The organism is Pseudarthrobacter sp. MDT1-56 (assembly GCF_059383555.1).
In genome coordinates, this window is sequence record NZ_JBWZCK010000005.1 from 83,288 (window position 1) to 99,160 (window position 15,873).

Genomic DNA, 15,873 nt, shown 5'->3' on the forward strand with positions numbered 1-15,873 from the left:
GGCATGAAAGTTTTGTTGGCGAGCCAAGCCATCGCCGGCCACTTCAACCCCCTCACTGGCATTGGCGTCCGCCTGCAGGACGAGGGCCACGACGTCGGCTGGTACACGGGCCGCACGCTTGCCGGCAGACTGGACGAGCTGGGCATCCGGCATTACCCGTTCGACCGCGCGATTGAGCACACCGGGGACAACCTCAACGAGCTCTACCCAGAACGCGCCAAGCTCAAGGGGCCGATGGCCATCAGGTTCGATGGCGAACGGATCTTCGCCAGCAACGTCACCAATTTCTTCGAGGACATCAGGGACGTACACCAGCGTTTCCCGTTCGACGCCGTCGTTCTGGACAGCAGCATGTTCATCCAGCGGCTCGTCGCCGTGGTGCTTGGCAAACCCGTGGTCAGCTTCGTCGCGATCGGCAACATGGAAAGCGACCCGCTGGTGCCCCCCTTGTTCTTCGGCTTCGCCCCGGCCCGGACCCCGGCCCACAAAATCCTCCACGCCGGCGCACGGCTGGTCTCGGACCAGCTCGTCACCAAGCCGGCGCGGGCCAGCTACGCGCGGCAACTTCAGGGCTACGGTCTCCACACCCCCAAGGGAACCCCCATCACCGACGAGACCTACCGTTGGTCCCACGCGATCATCCAGACGGGCACCGCATCGCTGGATTTCCCGCGGCGGAACGTCAACCCGAAAGTCCACTACGTCGGTGCCCTGCTGCCCCACCGGGCGGGAGCCGCCGTCGGCCCGGACGCCGCCGCAACTCCAGCCGGGCAACAGCCGCCGACGGCCGGCGGAGCCTACCGCCGGACCGTCGTCGTCACCCAGGGGACCGTGGACAACCGGGACCCGTCCAAGCTGATGATCCCCACCATCGAGGCGCTGAAGGGCACGGATTCCCTCATCGTCGTGGCGACCGGCGGTGCGAACACCGAAGAACTGAGACGGCGGTATCCGCAGCCCAACGTCGTCGTCGAGGACTACGTCGACTTCGCCCGGGTCTTTCCCTTCACGGACGTTTTCGTCACCAACGGCGGATTCGGCGGGGTGTTGCTGAGCCTTTCCCACGGCGTTCCCCTCGTGACGGCGGGCCTCAACGAGGGCAAGAGCGACGTCAACGCCCGGGTGGAGTACGCCGGCGTCGGGGTGAACCTGAGGACCGAGACACCCAAGGCCGCAGCGATCCGCGCCGCCATCGACACCGTGCTGGGCGATCCGGCCTGGCGGGAACGGGCGCAGGCGATGCGCGGGCAGTTCGAGGCGGAAGACAGCGTCGGCGCCGCCGTCGAGGTCATCGAGGCCGTGGTGGCCGCCGGCGGGACCCCCGGCGTCGGGGGCTGACGCCGGCGGCCGGAAACCGCCCGGCATCCCGGCAGGCATAATGGAGCCCATGCGACGGACACTTCTGGGGATCCCGGCCGCCCTCATCCTGCTGGTGGCTACGGCGTGCACCGTCACGCAGAAGGACCCGGACTATGTCCCGCCCGCGCCGCTGCCGGCCCTCGAGCAGCTCACGCAGGCGCCCCTCGCGGACGCGGCCACGTACGCCGTCGGCCAGGACATCCTCAGCTTTGTCACCGCCGACCGGAACGTGGTCTGCTCCCTGACCTCGGCCCGCGGCGAGCACGTGAACCTGCCATATGAGCAGAACGGGTATGCGGACCCCGCCAACAACAAGCTGGCGACCGTCCCGGTGGCGCACTGCGAACTGGCGGCCTACCCCGCCCCGGACGCGAAGGACGTCACGGACGACTGCGGCGGGACCGGACTCGGCTACCTCGGCGGCGCCGCGCTGCTCACCCCGGAGCGCGCCGGCTACGGCGAATGCCGCTCCGGCGTCACACAACAGGAAGCCGAATTCGGGCCTAAGGGAAGCCGGAAGGGTCCGATATCCGAGCTGCCCGTCCTTGACGAGGGCCAGAACCTGGAACGCAACGGACTGCGCTGCTCGGCCTACAACGGCGGAGTCGCCTGCGGAAATGTCTCCGCCGGCATCGCGTTCTTCGTGTCACGCGATCGTTACGAACTGATCTCCGACGCCGGGAAACCAGCCGCCCAGGGGCCTTCCGACGCCCCAAAAACCCCGTAATCTAGCGGTTTTTCTACGGTCAATAGAATAGTGTCCTTACTCACATAACGGGTACTCTGGGACAGGCTCCTCCCAAGGAAGGGCTAGAGTTCGAAAGAGGAGCATTGCGCCGTGTGGCTCGTTTCCAAGCCAGTCGCAGGGTGCGTTTATTCCGCAGCCCGGTAACCGCGATAACGTGGGGTCCGGCTGTACAGAAACTACTTCGACGTAGAAGGACACTAAACCGTGGACCTGTTTGAATACCAGGCGCGCGATATGTTCGAGGCGCACGGTGTACCCGTGCTTGCTGGCATCGTGGCGCACACCCCTGAAGAAGCAAAGGCAGCTGCCGAGAAAATCGGCGGCGTAACTGTCGTAAAGGCGCAGGTTAAGGCCGGAGGCCGCGGCAAAGCTGGCGGCGTCAAGGTCGCCAAGACCGCTGACGAGGCGTTTGAACACTCCACCAACATCCTCGGGATGGACATCAAGGGTCACACCGTCCACCGCGTGATGATCGCCCAGGGTGCGGACATCGCCGAGGAATACTACTTCTCCGTTCTTCTGGACCGGGCCAACCGCAACTACCTGGCCATGTGCTCGGTAGAAGGCGGCATGGAAATCGAGCAGCTCGCCGTTGAGCGCCCCGACGCCCTGGCCAAAATCGCAATCGACCCGGCCGTCGGCATCGACCAGGCCAAGGCCGACGAAATCGTCGCCGCTGCAGGCTTCGCCGAGGAATTGCGCGGCAAGGTTGCCAGCGTCATCCTGAAGCTCTGGGACGTCTTCAAGAAGGAAGACGCCACCCTCGTGGAGGTCAACCCGCTGGTCCTGACCGGCGCCGGTGACATCGTTGCCCTCGACGGCAAGGTCTCCCTCGACGAGAACGCCGGCTTCCGCCACCCCAAGCACGCCCACCTTGAAGACAAGGACGCTGCTGACCCGCTAGAGGCCAAGGCCAAGGCGCAGGACCTCAACTACGTCAAGCTGGACGGCTCCGTGGGCATCATCGGTAACGGTGCCGGACTGGTCATGTCCACCCTCGACGTCGTTGCTTACGCCGGCGAGAACCACGGCAACGTCAAGCCCGCCAACTTCCTGGACATCGGCGGTGGAGCTTCCGCCGAGGTCATGGCTGCAGGCCTCGACGTCATCCTGGGCGACTCGCAGGTCAAGTCCGTCTTCGTCAACGTCTTCGGCGGCATCACCGCCTGTGACGCGGTCGCCAAGGGCATCGTCGGTGCACTGGCCGAACTGGGCAACTCCGCGAACAAGCCGCTGGTAGTCCGCCTCGACGGCAACAACGTTGAGGAAGGCCGCCGCATCCTGGCCGAGGCCAACCACCCGCTGGTTACCCTGGCCGCCACCATGGACGAGGGCGCCGACAAGGCTGCCGAGCTCGCCAACGCAGCGAAGTAAAGGGACTCGACTATGTCTATTTATCTGAACAAGGACTCCAAGGTCATCGTCCAGGGCATCACCGGCGGCGAAGGCACCAAGCACACCGCCCTGATGCTGAAGGCCGGCACCAACGTTGTCGGCGGCGTCAACGCCCGCAAGGCCGGCACGACGGTCCTGCACGGCGACACCGAGATCACCGTCTTCGGCACCGTCAAGGAAGCCATGGCCGAGACCGGCGCTGACGTCTCCATCGTCTTCGTCCCCCCGGCCTTCACCAAGGACGCCGTCGTTGAGGCCATCGAGGCCGGCATCGGCCTGGTTGTCGTCATCACCGAAGGCGTGCCGGTGCAGGACTCTGCCGAGTTCTGGGCGCTGGCACAGTCCAAGGTCGACGCCAACGGCAAGCAGGTCACGCGCATCATCGGACCGAACTGCCCCGGCATCATCACCCCCGGAGAGGCCCTCGTGGGCATCACCCCGGCAAACATCACCGGCAAGGGCCCGATCGGCCTCGTCTCCAAGTCAGGCACCCTGACCTACCAGATGATGTACGAACTGCGCGACCTGGGCTTCTCCACCGCCATCGGCATCGGCGGCGACCCGGTCATCGGCACCACCCACATCGATGCCCTCGAGGCCTTCGAAGCGGACCCGGAAACCAAGGCGATCGTCATGATCGGCGAAATCGGCGGCGACGCCGAGGAGCGTGCCGCCGACTACATCAAGGCACACGTCACGAAGCCGGTTGTTGGCTACGTCGCAGGCTTCACCGCCCCGGAAGGCAAGACCATGGGCCACGCAGGCGCCATCGTCTCGGGCTCCGCGGGCACCGCCCAGGCCAAGAAGGAAGCCCTCGAGGCTGCCGGCGTCAAGGTCGGCAAGACGCCGTCCGAGACCGCCAAGCTCCTGCGCGAGGTCTTCGCAACCCTTTAAGGGCCGGAGCACCACCCAGCACCAACACAACGCGGGGTCACCTACGGCCCGTCCCACTCGCTGGGACGGGCCGAAAGGGACCCCGCGTTGTTTGTTTAAGCACGACGGCGGCAGGCCACCTTCCCCGGGGAGGTGGCCCGCCGCCGTCGTGCTTTCCCGTTTTGCCGGGGGCCGGGCCTCAGACTTTGGCGCCGTGCCGGGGCCGGGCCTCAGACTTTGGCGCCGGCCAGGAGTTCGTCGAGCCGCTCGTAGCCCTCGGACAGCCCGGTTTCCATGCCGGACTGTGCCATGCCGTCGCGGGCCTCCATGCTGGGATAGACCCCGTGGGCCGTCAGCCGGGTGCGTCCGCCGCCCAGATCCTCGAAGGTCAGGAACTCGATGCTGACGACGTCCGGGTAGCCGTCGAACTCGAAGGTCTGGATGGCGAAGTCGTTCTCCCGGACCGTGTGGAAGACGCCGTTGAAGCCGTAGGCGGCGCCATCCGGTCCCGTGTGCGTGTAGCGGTAGCTGCCGCCGGTCCGGAAATCGTAGTGGTCGATGTCCATCTTCAGCCGCCGCGGGCCGAGCCACTGGGCGACGAGAGCGGGCTCCTTGTGGGCCCGGAACACCTCCGCGACGGGAAAATCGAACTCCCGCTCGCAATCGATGAAGGGCAGTCCCTCCGGAACGCTGAGTTTCAGGGCGTTGGTCATGATGAGTCCTTTGCCTGCGTGCCGCGTGCCGCGGCGTTTGATTGGAGCACGGCGTCCAGGCTGCGGAACTGCTCCTCGCGGACCAGCCGGTACTGGTCGATCCATGCGGTGAGCGCCTCCAGCCGTGCGGGGTTCAGGTGCACGGGCCGGCGCTGGGCGTCACGGGTGCGCGTGACGAGCTGCGCCTGCTCGAGGACCTGGATGTGTTTCGAGACCGCCTGCTTGGTGATCGCGAAAGGTTCCGCCAAATCGTTCACGGTGGCCGGACCCCGGCTGAGCCGGGAGATGATGCGGCGGCGGACCGGGTCGGCGAGGGCCAGGAAGGCTGCGTTGAGCTGTTCGTCGTCGCGTTCGTCCACTGGGTGCCTCACCCCACCTCCCCGCCCCTGCCGTGTAATCAATCTAGCGATTGATCAACCTTGTGGTTGTTTAAGCATATAACGGGACCCGCAGCGGGGCAAGGGTCTATCGCTCAGACGGCGGAAATGGGCACTGCGGCACGGATAACTCTTGGCGAATGTGCGGTTAACTGCGGGCGGAACTGCCGGTTCGTGACGGAATCATCCGGATACTGGAAGGCATGACTACCTTTACTCGTCGTCAAGTACTTCGTTCAGCAGGAGTCGCCGCCGTGGCCGGAACCCTGGCCACCAGCGCTCCCGCGGACGCGTTTTCAGCCTCCCAAAGCGGTCTCTTTGGCCACGGGATCGCCTCAGGAGATCCCATGCCGGGGAGCGTGCTGCTGTGGACCCGCGTCACGCCCACCCCGGAATCACTACCTGGCAGCGGTGCCGGCCCGGACGTTTCCGTCCGATGGGAAATATCCGCCGATGCAGCGTTCACGAAAGTGGTGGCCCGCGGTACCGCCTCCACCGGCCCGGCCCGCGACCACACCGTCAAGGTCGTGGCAGGCCGACTGCTGCCCGCCACGAGCTACTGGTACAGGTTCAGCCTCGGGCAGGAGATCTCACCCGTGGGCCGCACCCGGACCGCACCGGCCGCGGGGGCGGTGGTGGACCGGCTGAAATTCGGGGTGGTGTCCTGCGCGAACTGGCAGGCAGGATACTTCTCTTCCTACCGCCACCTGGCCGCACGGGGCGACCTCGACGCCGTCCTCCACCTGGGTGACTACCTCTACGAATACGCGCCCGGCGACTACCAGTCCCGCGACGTGGTGGTCCGTCCCCACGATCCGGCTTTCGAGATGACCAAGCTGGGGCACTACCGCCGCCGTCATGCCCAGTACAAAACCGACCCCGACCTTCAGGCGCTGCACGCTGCGGCCCCGTTCATCGTGACCTGGGACGACCACGAATCGGCCAACGACGCCTGGCAGGACGGCGCCGAAAACCACACCCCGGGCGTTGAAGGCCTCTGGAGCGAGCGCTTCGCCGCCGCGCACCAGGCGTACGCCGAGTGGATGCCCGTGCGCTACGAGCCGGGCGGCCAGCTCTACCGCCGCCTGGACTTCGGCTCCCTGGCCAGCCTGTCCATGCTGGACCTGCGCTCCTACCGGGACCAGCAGGCCGCCAACGGTGCGGATACCTCCGTCAGCAGCCCCGACCGCACCATCACGGGCGCCGACCAGATGGACTGGCTGCTGGACAACCTCACGTCCACGGGCCCGCAGTGGAAGCTCGTGGGCAACCCCGTCATGATTGCGCCCGTCCGCGTTCCCTCGACCCTGAGCACCGCAGAGCTGGCCGGTGTGCAAAAGCTGATGGGCGGGACAACCATCAACGGCGTGCCCTACAACGTGGACCAGTGGGACGGCTACGAAGTGGACCGGAACCGCGTGGTCCGCCACCTGCGCGATAACGCCGTCAAGGACACCGTGTTCCTCACCGGCGACATCCACTCCGGCTGGGCCTGCGACATCCCCGCGGATCCCGCCAGCTACCCGGCCACCGGCGACTCCGTGGCCACCGAACTCGTCTGCACCTCCGTCACGAGCGACAACCTCGACGACATCCTGAACGTTCCGCCCCGGACCGGATCCGTCGCCGTGGAGAACGCCATCAAGGCGGCCAACCCGCACGTGAAATACCTGGACTTTGACTCGCACGGCTACTCCGTCCTTGACGTGACCGCCGCAGGCGTTCGGATGGACTGGTACGTCCTCGCCGAACGCACCTCCGCCGGCTCAGGCGCCACCCTGTCCACATCATTCAATGTTCAAGCCAATACCGGCAAGGTCGCGCAAACGCAGGGAGGACTCCAATGAGCCGTTCACCGCAACAGGGCCCGCCCGCGGGCAACAGGCCTTCAACGCCCGGACGCCGGCAGTTCCTGCAGCTGGCCGCCGCCGGCGGGGCTGCCGTCGCCCTTTCCGCCGCGCCAGGCACCGCTTGGGCCGCGCCGGCCGCCGGGCGGACCCGGAGCTACGTCCTGGTGGTGGACGGCTGCCGCCCCGACGAGATCACGCCCGCCCTGACGCCGAGGCTGGCCGCACTGCGCGATGCAGGCACCAACTTTCCCGCGGCACGGTCCCTGCCCGTGATGGAGACCATTCCCAACCACGTCATGATGATGACCGGGGTCCGCCCGGACCGCTCAGGCGTTCCCGCCAACTCGATTTTCGACCGGGACGAAGGGATGGTCCGCGACCTCGACCGGTCCACCGACCTGCACTTCCCCACCCTCCTGGAGCGGCTGCAGGAGCGCGGGCTCACGACCGGATCGGTGCTCAGCAAGAAGTACCTCTACGGCATCTTCGGCTCCCGCGCCAGCTACCGATGGGAACCCCGGCCGCTGCTGCCGGTGACCGGACACGCGCCCGACGCCGCTACCATGGACGCGCTGCTGGCGATGGTGAGCGGCCCGGACCCTGATTTCGTCTTCACCAACCTGGGCGACGTCGACCGCGTGGGCCACTCGGACGTTTCCGGAACCACGCTGCGGGCGGCGCGTGAGACCGCCCTGGCGGACACGGACCTGCAGGTGGGCCGCTTCATCGACCACCTCAAGAACACCGGCAAATGGGGGTCCAGCGTGGTGATGGTGCTCGCCGACCATTCCATGGACTGGTCCATCCCCAGCAACCTCATCTCGATAAACCTCATCCTCCAATCCCGTCCGGAGCTGCAGTCGAACATCACGATTGCCCAGAACGGCGGCGCGGACCTGCTCTACTGGACCGGCCCCGAACCGGACCGCTCAGCCGGACTGGCCGCCGTCGAACAGTTGGTGAGAGCGCATGAGGGCGTGCTTTCGGTCAACAAGCCGTCAGACCTCCGGCTGGGCGACGAGGCTGGAGACCTGGTCGCCTACTGCCGCGCCGGCTGGCGCTTCTCCGACCCGTACGTGGCGTCCAACCCCATCCCGGGCAACCACGGGCACCCCGCCACGGAGCCAATTCCGTTCTTCGTCTCCGGCGGCAGCCCGCTGGTGCTGAAGGGATCGGCGTCCTCCGAAGCCGCCCGGACCGCGGACGTCGCGCCGACCATCGGCGGGATTTACGGGCTGAAGGCCCCTGCCGGCGGCTACGACGGAACGGCCCGGAGGTCCGCCTTCACCGGCTAGCCATACCGGCTCCCGATAAAACAACGCGGGGTCACCTCGCGCCCATCCCACACCCCGGGATCGGCGCGAGGTGACCCCGCGTTGCTGTTTGCTGTTGCCTCGTCGGTCCAAACTTTGTTAGTATGTCAGGACAAACTAATGAAGGAGTGGCGAGTGCCTCTCGTGCGAATCGACGTCAACCAGGGCCGGACCCCGGAGCAGCTCCAGGCGCTCAGTCGGGGAATCCACCACGCCATCGTGGCCGAATATGGCATTCCGGAGCGGGACTACTTCCACGTCCTGACCGAACACCCCGCGGGGCAGATCCTGGCCCAGGATGCCGGCCTCGGCTTCGAGCGGACGCCGGAAGTGGTGATGATCCAGATTTTCACCCAGGCCGGGCGGAGCCAGGAGGCCAAGCAGTCCCTGTTTGCCGCCATCGCGGAGAAGCTGGCCGCCATCGAGGTCGCCGGCGAGGATGTCTTCATTGGCTACGTCGAGAACACTGCGGGGGACTGGTCCTTCGGATTCGGCCGGGCACAGTACGTCACCGGCGAGCTCGACGTCCCCAGCAAGTAGCCCGCGGGGCGCGCCTGCGGCCCGCCAAACCGGCTGCGCCGCAGGGCCATTCAGGCCTTCTGTGTCATGTTGTAAATATGTCAGTACAAACCTTTGACAGTACATAGATTCTAGGGCAGAGTAGTGGATGTGGCCCGGCTCACGCCGGCTTCCTAAGCACCGAAGCTCAGGCTGCGCAAAGGTACCGAGTTCACACCAGAAAGGTCCGCGATCACCGTGACCCACGAACTGCTCACGATCGGGCGCATCAGCGTTGATATCTACCCGAACGACATCGGGGTGGATCTGGAGGATGTCACGTCCTTCGGAAAGTACCTTGGCGGATCACCGTCCAACGTGGCGGTCGCGGCCGCCCGCCACGGCCGCCGCAGCGCTGTCATCACCCGCACCGGCGACGACGCGTTCGGCAACTACCTGCACCGCGAACTGCGCAAGTTCAACGTGGACGATTCCTTCGTCACCGCGGTCAAGGAATGGCCCACGGCGGTCACGTTCTGCGCGATCAAGCCGCCCGAGGACTTTCCGCTCTACTTCTACGGACGCTTTCCCACGGCCCCGGACCTGCAGGTCAAGGCCGAGGAGCTGGACCTGGACGCCATCAGGGACGCCGGAATCTTCTGGTCGACGGTCACCGGACTGTGCCAGGAACCCAGCCGGACCGCCCACCTCACGGCCCACGAGGCCCGGCCCCGTACCGGGCTGAAGCCCGGCCAGTTCACCATCCTGGACCTCGACTACCGGCCGATGTTCTGGGCCTCCGAAGCCGAAGCCCGGGAACAGGTCGCCAGGATCCTCCCACACGTCACCGTGGCCATCGGCAATGACAAGGAATGCGCCGTCGCCGTTGGCGAAGGCACCCCGGACGAACAGGCGGACCGGCTGCTCGCGGCCGGCGTCGAGATCGCCGTCGTCAAGCTCGGCCCGGAAGGCGTGATGGCCAAGACCCGCACCGAACGCGTCGTCTCCGCCCCGGTACCGGTGGAAACCATCAACGGCCTGGGTGCCGGCGACTCCTTCGGCGGAGCGTTCTGCCACGGGCTGCTCTCCGGCTGGCCGCTCGCCCAGGTCCTCGACTTCGCCAACGCCGCCGGCGCGCTCGTCGCCTCCCGGCTGTCCTGTGCCGATGCGATGCCGACGCCAGAGGAAGTCACCGGTCTGCTCGCCGAACGCGGCCGCCTCGTGCCGGGCACCTACGCCACCGAAGGAGCAACACTGTGAGTGTCAACCCCGCCGCCGCCACCGTTGCGGTGGACGATGATCCCCGCCGCTACGAACACCTGAGCATCACCCGGCTCGAGGATCCCGACGCGGTCGCCCGCGCCGCGAAGGCCCGCCGCCGCCACCCCGGCGTGAAGGCCGGCAAACAGAACTTCATCGTCGCCGCCGACCACCCGGCCCGCGGCGCGCTCGCCGTCGGCAGCGACCCTGTAGCCATGGCCGACCGCCGCCAGCTCCTGGACCGCCTGCAGATCGCCCTGGCAAACCCCGACGTCGACGGCGTGCTGGCCTCCCCGGACATCATGGACGACCTGCTCCTGCTCGGGGCGCTGGACGGCAAACTGCTCTTCGGCTCGATGAACCGCGGCGGGCTCACCGGCATGGTGAATGAACTCGATGACCGCTTCACGGGGCACACTGCTGCCGCGCTCGAAGCGCTGGGAGCCGATGGTGGCAAGATGCTCACCCGCATCTGCCTCGGCGACCCGGACACCGTCGCCACCCTGGAAGCGACCGCCAAGGCGATCGATTCGCTCGCCCGGCGCAAGCTCATCGCGATGGTGGAGCCGTTCCTGTCCGTCTGGGAGAACGGCAAGGTCCGCAACGACCTCTCCACCAACGCCGTCATCAAATCCGTCGCGATCGCCGAGGGCCTTGGCTCCACCAGCGCCTACACCTGGATGAAGCTCCCGGTGGTGGCCGAAATGGAACGTGTCATGGCGGCCACCACCATGCCCACCGTGCTCCTCGGCGGCGACCCGGACAGCAGCCAGGACGACGTCTTCGCGAGCTGGGAAGCAGCCCTCGCGCTGCCGGGCGTCCAGGGCCTGACCGTCGGCCGGACCCTGCTCTACCCGCACGACGGCGACGTGGCCGGGGCCGTGGCAACCGCCGCCTCGCTGCTGCACCACACCGCATCCACCCGCGCAGCAGAAGTATCGGAGTAACATCCCATGGTTATGAAAACTGCCTCAGGAACACGCAGAATGACCGTCGCGCAGGCGGTCGTCGAATACCTGTCCCAGCAGTACACCGTCGATTCGATCGGCGGCCAGGACTTCCGGGAACGGCTGATCCCGGGCACCTTCGGCATCTTCGGCCACGGCAACGTCGCCGGCGTCGGCCAGGCCCTCAAGCAGTACCAGCAGCTCGATCCCACGATCATGCCGTACTACCAGGGCCGGAACGAGCAGGCCCAGGCCCACCAGGCCGTCGGCTACGCCCGGCACACCCGCCGCCGCCAGACCTTCGCGATCAGCACCTCGATCGGCCCGGGTTCCTCGAACCTGCTCACCGGCGCCGCGCTGGCCACCACCAACCGGCTGCCCGTGCTCCTGCTGCCGAGCGACACCTTCGCCACCCGCGCCGCGGACCCCGTCCTGCAGCAGCTCGAACAGCCCCACGGCTACGACATCACCGTCAACGACGCCTTCCGTCCGCTGTCCAAGTTCTTCGACCGCGTCTCCCGGCCCGAGCAGCTGTTCTCCGCGTTCCACCACGGCCTGCGGGTGCTGACGGACCCGGCCGAGACCGGCGCCGTGACCATCTCGCTGCCCCAGGACGTCCAGGCCGAGGCCTTTGACGTACCCGAGGAATTCCTCGCCGAACGCGAATGGCGGATCCGCCGCCCGGACGCCGACGACGAGGACATCCGCCGCGCCGCCGACGCCATCCGCGCCGCCAAGCGCCCGCTCATCATCGCCGGCGGCGGCGTCCTCTACGCCTACGCCAACGAGGAGCTCGCGAAGTTCGTCGAGCTGACCGGCATCCCGGTCGGCAACACCCAGGCCGGCGTCGGCGTCCTGCCTTGGGACCACAAGTTCTCGCTCGGCGCGATCGGCTCCACCGGCACGACGGCGGCGAATGCCATCGCCGCCGACGCGGACCTCATTATCGGCATCGGCACCCGCTACGAGGACTTCACCACCGCGTCGCGGACCGCGTTCCAGAACCCGGAGGTGAAGTTCATCAACATCAACGTCGCCGCGATCGACGCCTACAAGCACGGCACCTCCCTGCCAATCGTCGCGGACGCCCGCAAGGCCCTGGTCAAGCTGAACCAGGCCCTCGGCGGCTACCGGATCGGTGCGGACCTGGAACAGCGGATCGCGGCCGAGAAGACCCGCTGGGACGCCACCGTGGACGAGGCATTCGACACCCGCTTCACCCCGCTGCCGGCCCAGAACGAGATCATCGGCGCCACGCACCGGGCCATGGACGCCCAGGACGTGGTCATCTGCGCCGCGGGGTCCCTTCCAGGTGACCTGCACAAGATGTGGCGGGTCCGGGACCCGTTCGGCTACCACGTCGAATACGCCTACTCCTGCATGGGCTACGAAATCCCCGGCGGCCTCGGCGTTAAGCGCGCGGCGCTGGCAGAAGCCGCAAGAGGCGGGGCGCAGCGCGACGTCGTCGTGATGGTGGGGGACGGTTCCTACCTGATGATGCACACCGAACTGGTCACCGCCGTCGCCGAACGGATCAAGCTGATCGTGGTCCTGATCCAGAACCACGGCTACGCCTCGATCGGCTCGCTCTCCGAATCCCTCGGTTCGCAGCGCTTCGGCACGCAGTACCGCGCCCTCGACGAGGAACACCACAGCTTCGACGACGGCGACCGGCTTCCCGTGGACCTGGCCCTGAATGCCGAGAGCCTAGGCGTGAAGGTGATCCGGATCGCACCAGGGGAGAAGGTCATCGCGGAGCTCGAACAGGCCGTCCGCGACGCCAAGGCGGCCCCCGAACGCGGCGGCCCGATCGTCATCCACGTGGAATCCGATCCGCTGCTGGACGCTCCCAGCTCCGAGTCCTGGTGGGACGTCCCGGTCTCCCAGGTCTCCGAGCTCGACTCCACGAAGCAGGCCTTCCAGACCTACGTCGACCACAAGAGCTGCCAGCGCAAGCTGCTCGGCTGACCCCGGCCCCCGAAGCCACCCCAGATACCAACCCCAAGGACATTCCCATGAGCACCCTCACCACCACCAAGACCATCCGGCACTTCATCAACGGCGCCGAGTCCGCCGGCGAAGGTGACCGCACCCAGCCGGTCTACAACCCCGCCACCGGCGCCGTCTCCGCGCAGCTGCGGCTGGCCAACCGGGCGGACCTGGACACCACCGTCGCCGCCGCCCGCGCCGCCGCTGACAGCTGGGGCGACATCTCCCTCGCCAAGCGCACCGCCGTGCTGTTCAAGTTCCGCGAGCTCGTCGCCGCCCACGTCGACGAGCTCGCCGAACTGATCACTGCCGAGCACGGCAAGGTCCTCTCCGACGCCAAGGGCGAGATCGGCCGCGGCCTGGAGGTTATCGAATTCGCCTGCGGCATCCCGCAGCTGCTCAAGGGCGACTATTCGGACCAGGTCTCCACCGGCATCGACGTCTTCTCCTTCCGCGAACCGCTCGGCGTCGTCGCCGGCATCACCCCGTTCAACTTCCCTGTCATGGTGCCGCTCTGGATGGCGCCGATGGCGATCGCCACGGGCAACGCCTTCATTCTCAAGCCCTCCGAGCGGGACCCCTCCGCCTCGATGCTGCTGGCCACGCTGTGGAAGGACGCGGGCCTGCCCGACGGCGTCTTCCAGGTCCTGCACGGTGACAAGGAAACCGTCGAGGGCCTCCTCACCCACCCGGACGTGGACGGCATCTCCTTCGTCGGCTCCACCCCGATCGCCCAGTACGTCCACCAGACCGCCACCAAACACGGCAAGCGCGTCCAGGCCCTGGGCGGGGCGAAGAACCACGCCATCATCATGCCCGACGCCGATCTCGACAACGCCGCCGACCACCTCGCCGCCGCCGCCTTCGGCTCCGCCGGGGAACGCTGCATGGCCATCTCGGTCGCCGTCGCCGTCGGCGAGGCCGCCGACCTGCTGGTCAAGAAGGTCGAAGAGCGCGCCCTCGCCGTCAAGGTCAACAACGGCACCGTCCCCGACGCCGAAATGGGCCCGGTCATCACCCCGGCCTCCAAAGACCGCATCGTGAAGATCGTCACCCAAGCGGAAGCCGCCGGAGCCGCGCTGGTGGTGGACGGCCGCGACCTCGTCGTCCCCGGCCACGAGGACGGCTTCTGGGTCGGCCCCACCGTCCTGGACCACGTCAAAACCGAAATGACCGCCTACAGCGAGGAAATCTTCGGACCCGTCCTCGTCGTCGTCCGCGTCGAGGACCTGGACGCCGGCATCGCGCTGATCAACGCCAACCCCTACGGCAACGGCACCGCCATCTTCACCTCCTCCGGCGCCAACGCCCGCAAGTTCCAGCGCTCCGTCACCGTGGGCATGATCGGCATCAACGTGCCGCTGCCTGTGCCGGTGGCGTACCACTCCTTCGGCGGCTGGAAGGCCTCACTCTTCGGCGACAAGCACATGTACGGTCCCGAGGGTGTGTCCTTCTACACCCGAGGCAAGGTGGTCACCTCACGCTGGCCCGAACCCACCCACGCCTCCGGCGCCTCCTACAACTTCCCGTCCAACTAGGCGACCCTACTACCCACCATCGACTGCTCCGTAACCGCCGTTTTGAGCGTCCAAAACGGCACCTGCGGAGCAATCGATGAAAAGGAATGGCAATGACTGAGAACAAGCTGATCATCGGCACCGCGCCGGACTCCTGGGGCGTCTGGTTCGCGGATGATCCCAAGCAGACCCCGTGGGAACGGTTCCTCGACGAAGTCGCCGAATCCGGCTACAAGTGGATCGAACTCGGCCCCTACGGCTACCTCCCTACCGACCCCGCACGGCTCGCCGAGGAGCTCAAGGCCCGCGACCTGCAGATCACGGCCGGCACCGTCTTCACCGCTTTCCACCGCGGCTTGGACCAGTGGGACACCGCCTGGGAACCGGCCCGCCGGGTCGCCGAACTCACCGCCGCGATGGGCGGGGAACACATCGTGGTCATCCCCGCGATGTGGCGCGACGACGTCACCGGCGAGGCGGTGGAAAGCGGCGAGCTCACCGACAAGGCCTGGGCCGACCTCTTCGCCGGGCACAACCGCCTCGGCAAGACCCTGCTGGAGGACTTCGGCCTGAAGCAGCAGTTCCACTCCCACGCGGACTCCCACGTCGGCGCGCAGGAGGATATCGAGACCCTGCTCGCCGCCACGGACAGCAAGTACCTCAATCTGTGCCTGGACACCGGGCACGCCGAGTACTGCGGCGCTTCCAGCCTGGAGCTGATCAAGAACTACCCGGACCGGATCGGCTACCTGCACCTCAAACAGATCAACCCGGACATCCTCAGGAAGGTCAACGAGGAGAACATGACCTGGGCCGCCGCGAACCTGGCCGGTGTGATGACCGAACCGCCGAACGGCCTGCCGGACCTGCGTGCCGTCATCGACGCCGTCGAGGCGCTGAACCGGCCAATCTTTGGCATCGTGGAACAGGACATGTACCCCGTAGCCTTCGACGTCCCGATGCCGATCGCCAAACGCACCCGCAACTACCTGCTTTCCTGCGGCTCCCGCACCGCCGTCAACTAGACGTCAACC

Annotated in this window: 14 protein-coding genes; 12 read left to right on the forward strand and 2 right to left on the reverse strand. The window is 67.1% G+C overall.

What is annotated here, in order from left to right:
* Positions 1–3: 3 nt before the first annotated feature.
* The 4 genes from AC50YC_RS08690 (at position 4) to sucD (ending at position 4,396) form a co-directional block, all read left to right on the forward strand.
* Positions 4–1,338, forward strand: a complete 1,335-nt coding sequence (locus AC50YC_RS08690) for a glycosyltransferase (protein WP_494953135.1) — start codon at positions 4–6, stop codon at positions 1,336–1,338.
* Positions 1,339–1,378: 40 nt separating this feature from the next.
* Entirely contained in the window at positions 1,379–2,086 is a 708-nt protein-coding gene (locus AC50YC_RS08695) for a hypothetical protein (protein ID WP_494953136.1), read from the forward strand.
* A 225-nt stretch (positions 2,087–2,311) separates the two neighbouring features.
* The gene (sucC, locus tag AC50YC_RS08700; protein ID WP_494953137.1) at positions 2,312–3,481 is read left to right on the forward strand and encodes an ADP-forming succinate--CoA ligase subunit beta; all 1,170 of its coding nucleotides are present in this window, start codon (positions 2,312–2,314) and stop codon (positions 3,479–3,481) included.
* 12 nt (positions 3,482–3,493) lie between these two features.
* Positions 3,494–4,396, forward strand: coding sequence for a succinate--CoA ligase subunit alpha (gene sucD / locus AC50YC_RS08705; RefSeq protein ID WP_018776033.1), 903 nt, complete (start codon positions 3,494–3,496; stop codon positions 4,394–4,396).
* 209 nt (positions 4,397–4,605) lie between these two features.
* On the opposite strand, the gene AC50YC_RS08710 is transcribed toward sucD, so the two are convergent.
* Together AC50YC_RS08710 and AC50YC_RS08715 are read right to left on the reverse strand one after the other, a co-directional pair.
* Positions 4,606–5,088 carry an SRPBCC family protein gene (locus tag AC50YC_RS08710; RefSeq protein WP_494953138.1) on the reverse strand — a complete coding sequence of 161 codons (483 nt, stop codon included), beginning with the start codon at positions 5,086–5,088 and terminating at the stop codon, positions 4,606–4,608.
* A complete protein-coding gene (locus AC50YC_RS08715; protein ID WP_494953327.1) occupies positions 5,085–5,447 on the reverse strand; it encodes an ArsR/SmtB family transcription factor in 363 nt (120 codons plus the stop codon). The genes AC50YC_RS08710 and AC50YC_RS08715 overlap by 4 nt, the downstream gene beginning before the upstream one ends.
* Before the next feature lie 221 nt (positions 5,448–5,668).
* Here AC50YC_RS08715 and AC50YC_RS08720 point away from each other — a divergent pair, with 221 nt between their 5' ends.
* The 8 genes from AC50YC_RS08720 to AC50YC_RS08755 all read left to right on the forward strand — a co-directional run bounded on the left by AC50YC_RS08720 (position 5,669) and on the right by AC50YC_RS08755 (position 15,864).
* Positions 5,669–7,312, forward strand: a complete 1,644-nt coding sequence (locus tag AC50YC_RS08720) for an alkaline phosphatase D family protein (protein ID WP_494953139.1) — start codon at positions 5,669–5,671, stop codon at positions 7,310–7,312.
* Positions 7,309–8,610 carry an alkaline phosphatase family protein gene (locus AC50YC_RS08725; RefSeq protein ID WP_494953140.1) on the forward strand — a complete coding sequence of 434 codons (1,302 nt, stop codon included), beginning with the start codon at positions 7,309–7,311 and terminating at the stop codon, positions 8,608–8,610. The genes AC50YC_RS08720 and AC50YC_RS08725 overlap by 4 nt, the downstream gene beginning before the upstream one ends.
* Positions 8,611–8,763: 153 nt before the next feature.
* Positions 8,764–9,168 carry a tautomerase family protein gene (locus AC50YC_RS08730; protein WP_494953141.1) on the forward strand — a complete coding sequence of 135 codons (405 nt, stop codon included), beginning with the start codon at positions 8,764–8,766 and terminating at the stop codon, positions 9,166–9,168.
* Between the two features lie 216 nt (positions 9,169–9,384).
* Positions 9,385–10,386 carry a 5-dehydro-2-deoxygluconokinase gene (iolC, locus tag AC50YC_RS08735; RefSeq protein ID WP_494953142.1) on the forward strand — a complete coding sequence of 334 codons (1,002 nt, stop codon included), beginning with the start codon at positions 9,385–9,387 and terminating at the stop codon, positions 10,384–10,386.
* Positions 10,383–11,333, forward strand: coding sequence for a Cgl0159 family (beta/alpha)8-fold protein (locus AC50YC_RS08740; protein WP_494953143.1), 951 nt, complete (start codon positions 10,383–10,385; stop codon positions 11,331–11,333). The genes iolC and AC50YC_RS08740 overlap by 4 nt, the downstream gene beginning before the upstream one ends.
* A 39-nt stretch (positions 11,334–11,372) precedes the next feature.
* Positions 11,373–13,301, forward strand: coding sequence for a 3D-(3,5/4)-trihydroxycyclohexane-1,2-dione acylhydrolase (decyclizing) (gene iolD / locus AC50YC_RS08745; RefSeq protein ID WP_494953144.1), 1,929 nt, complete (start codon positions 11,373–11,375; stop codon positions 13,299–13,301).
* 47 nt (positions 13,302–13,348) lie between these two features.
* Positions 13,349–14,860, forward strand: coding sequence for a CoA-acylating methylmalonate-semialdehyde dehydrogenase (locus AC50YC_RS08750; protein ID WP_494953145.1), 1,512 nt, complete (start codon positions 13,349–13,351; stop codon positions 14,858–14,860).
* A gap of 92 nt (positions 14,861–14,952) precedes the next feature.
* The gene (locus AC50YC_RS08755; RefSeq protein ID WP_494953146.1) at positions 14,953–15,864 is read left to right on the forward strand and encodes a sugar phosphate isomerase/epimerase family protein; all 912 of its coding nucleotides are present in this window, start codon (positions 14,953–14,955) and stop codon (positions 15,862–15,864) included.
* Positions 15,865–15,873 lie beyond the last annotated feature (9 nt).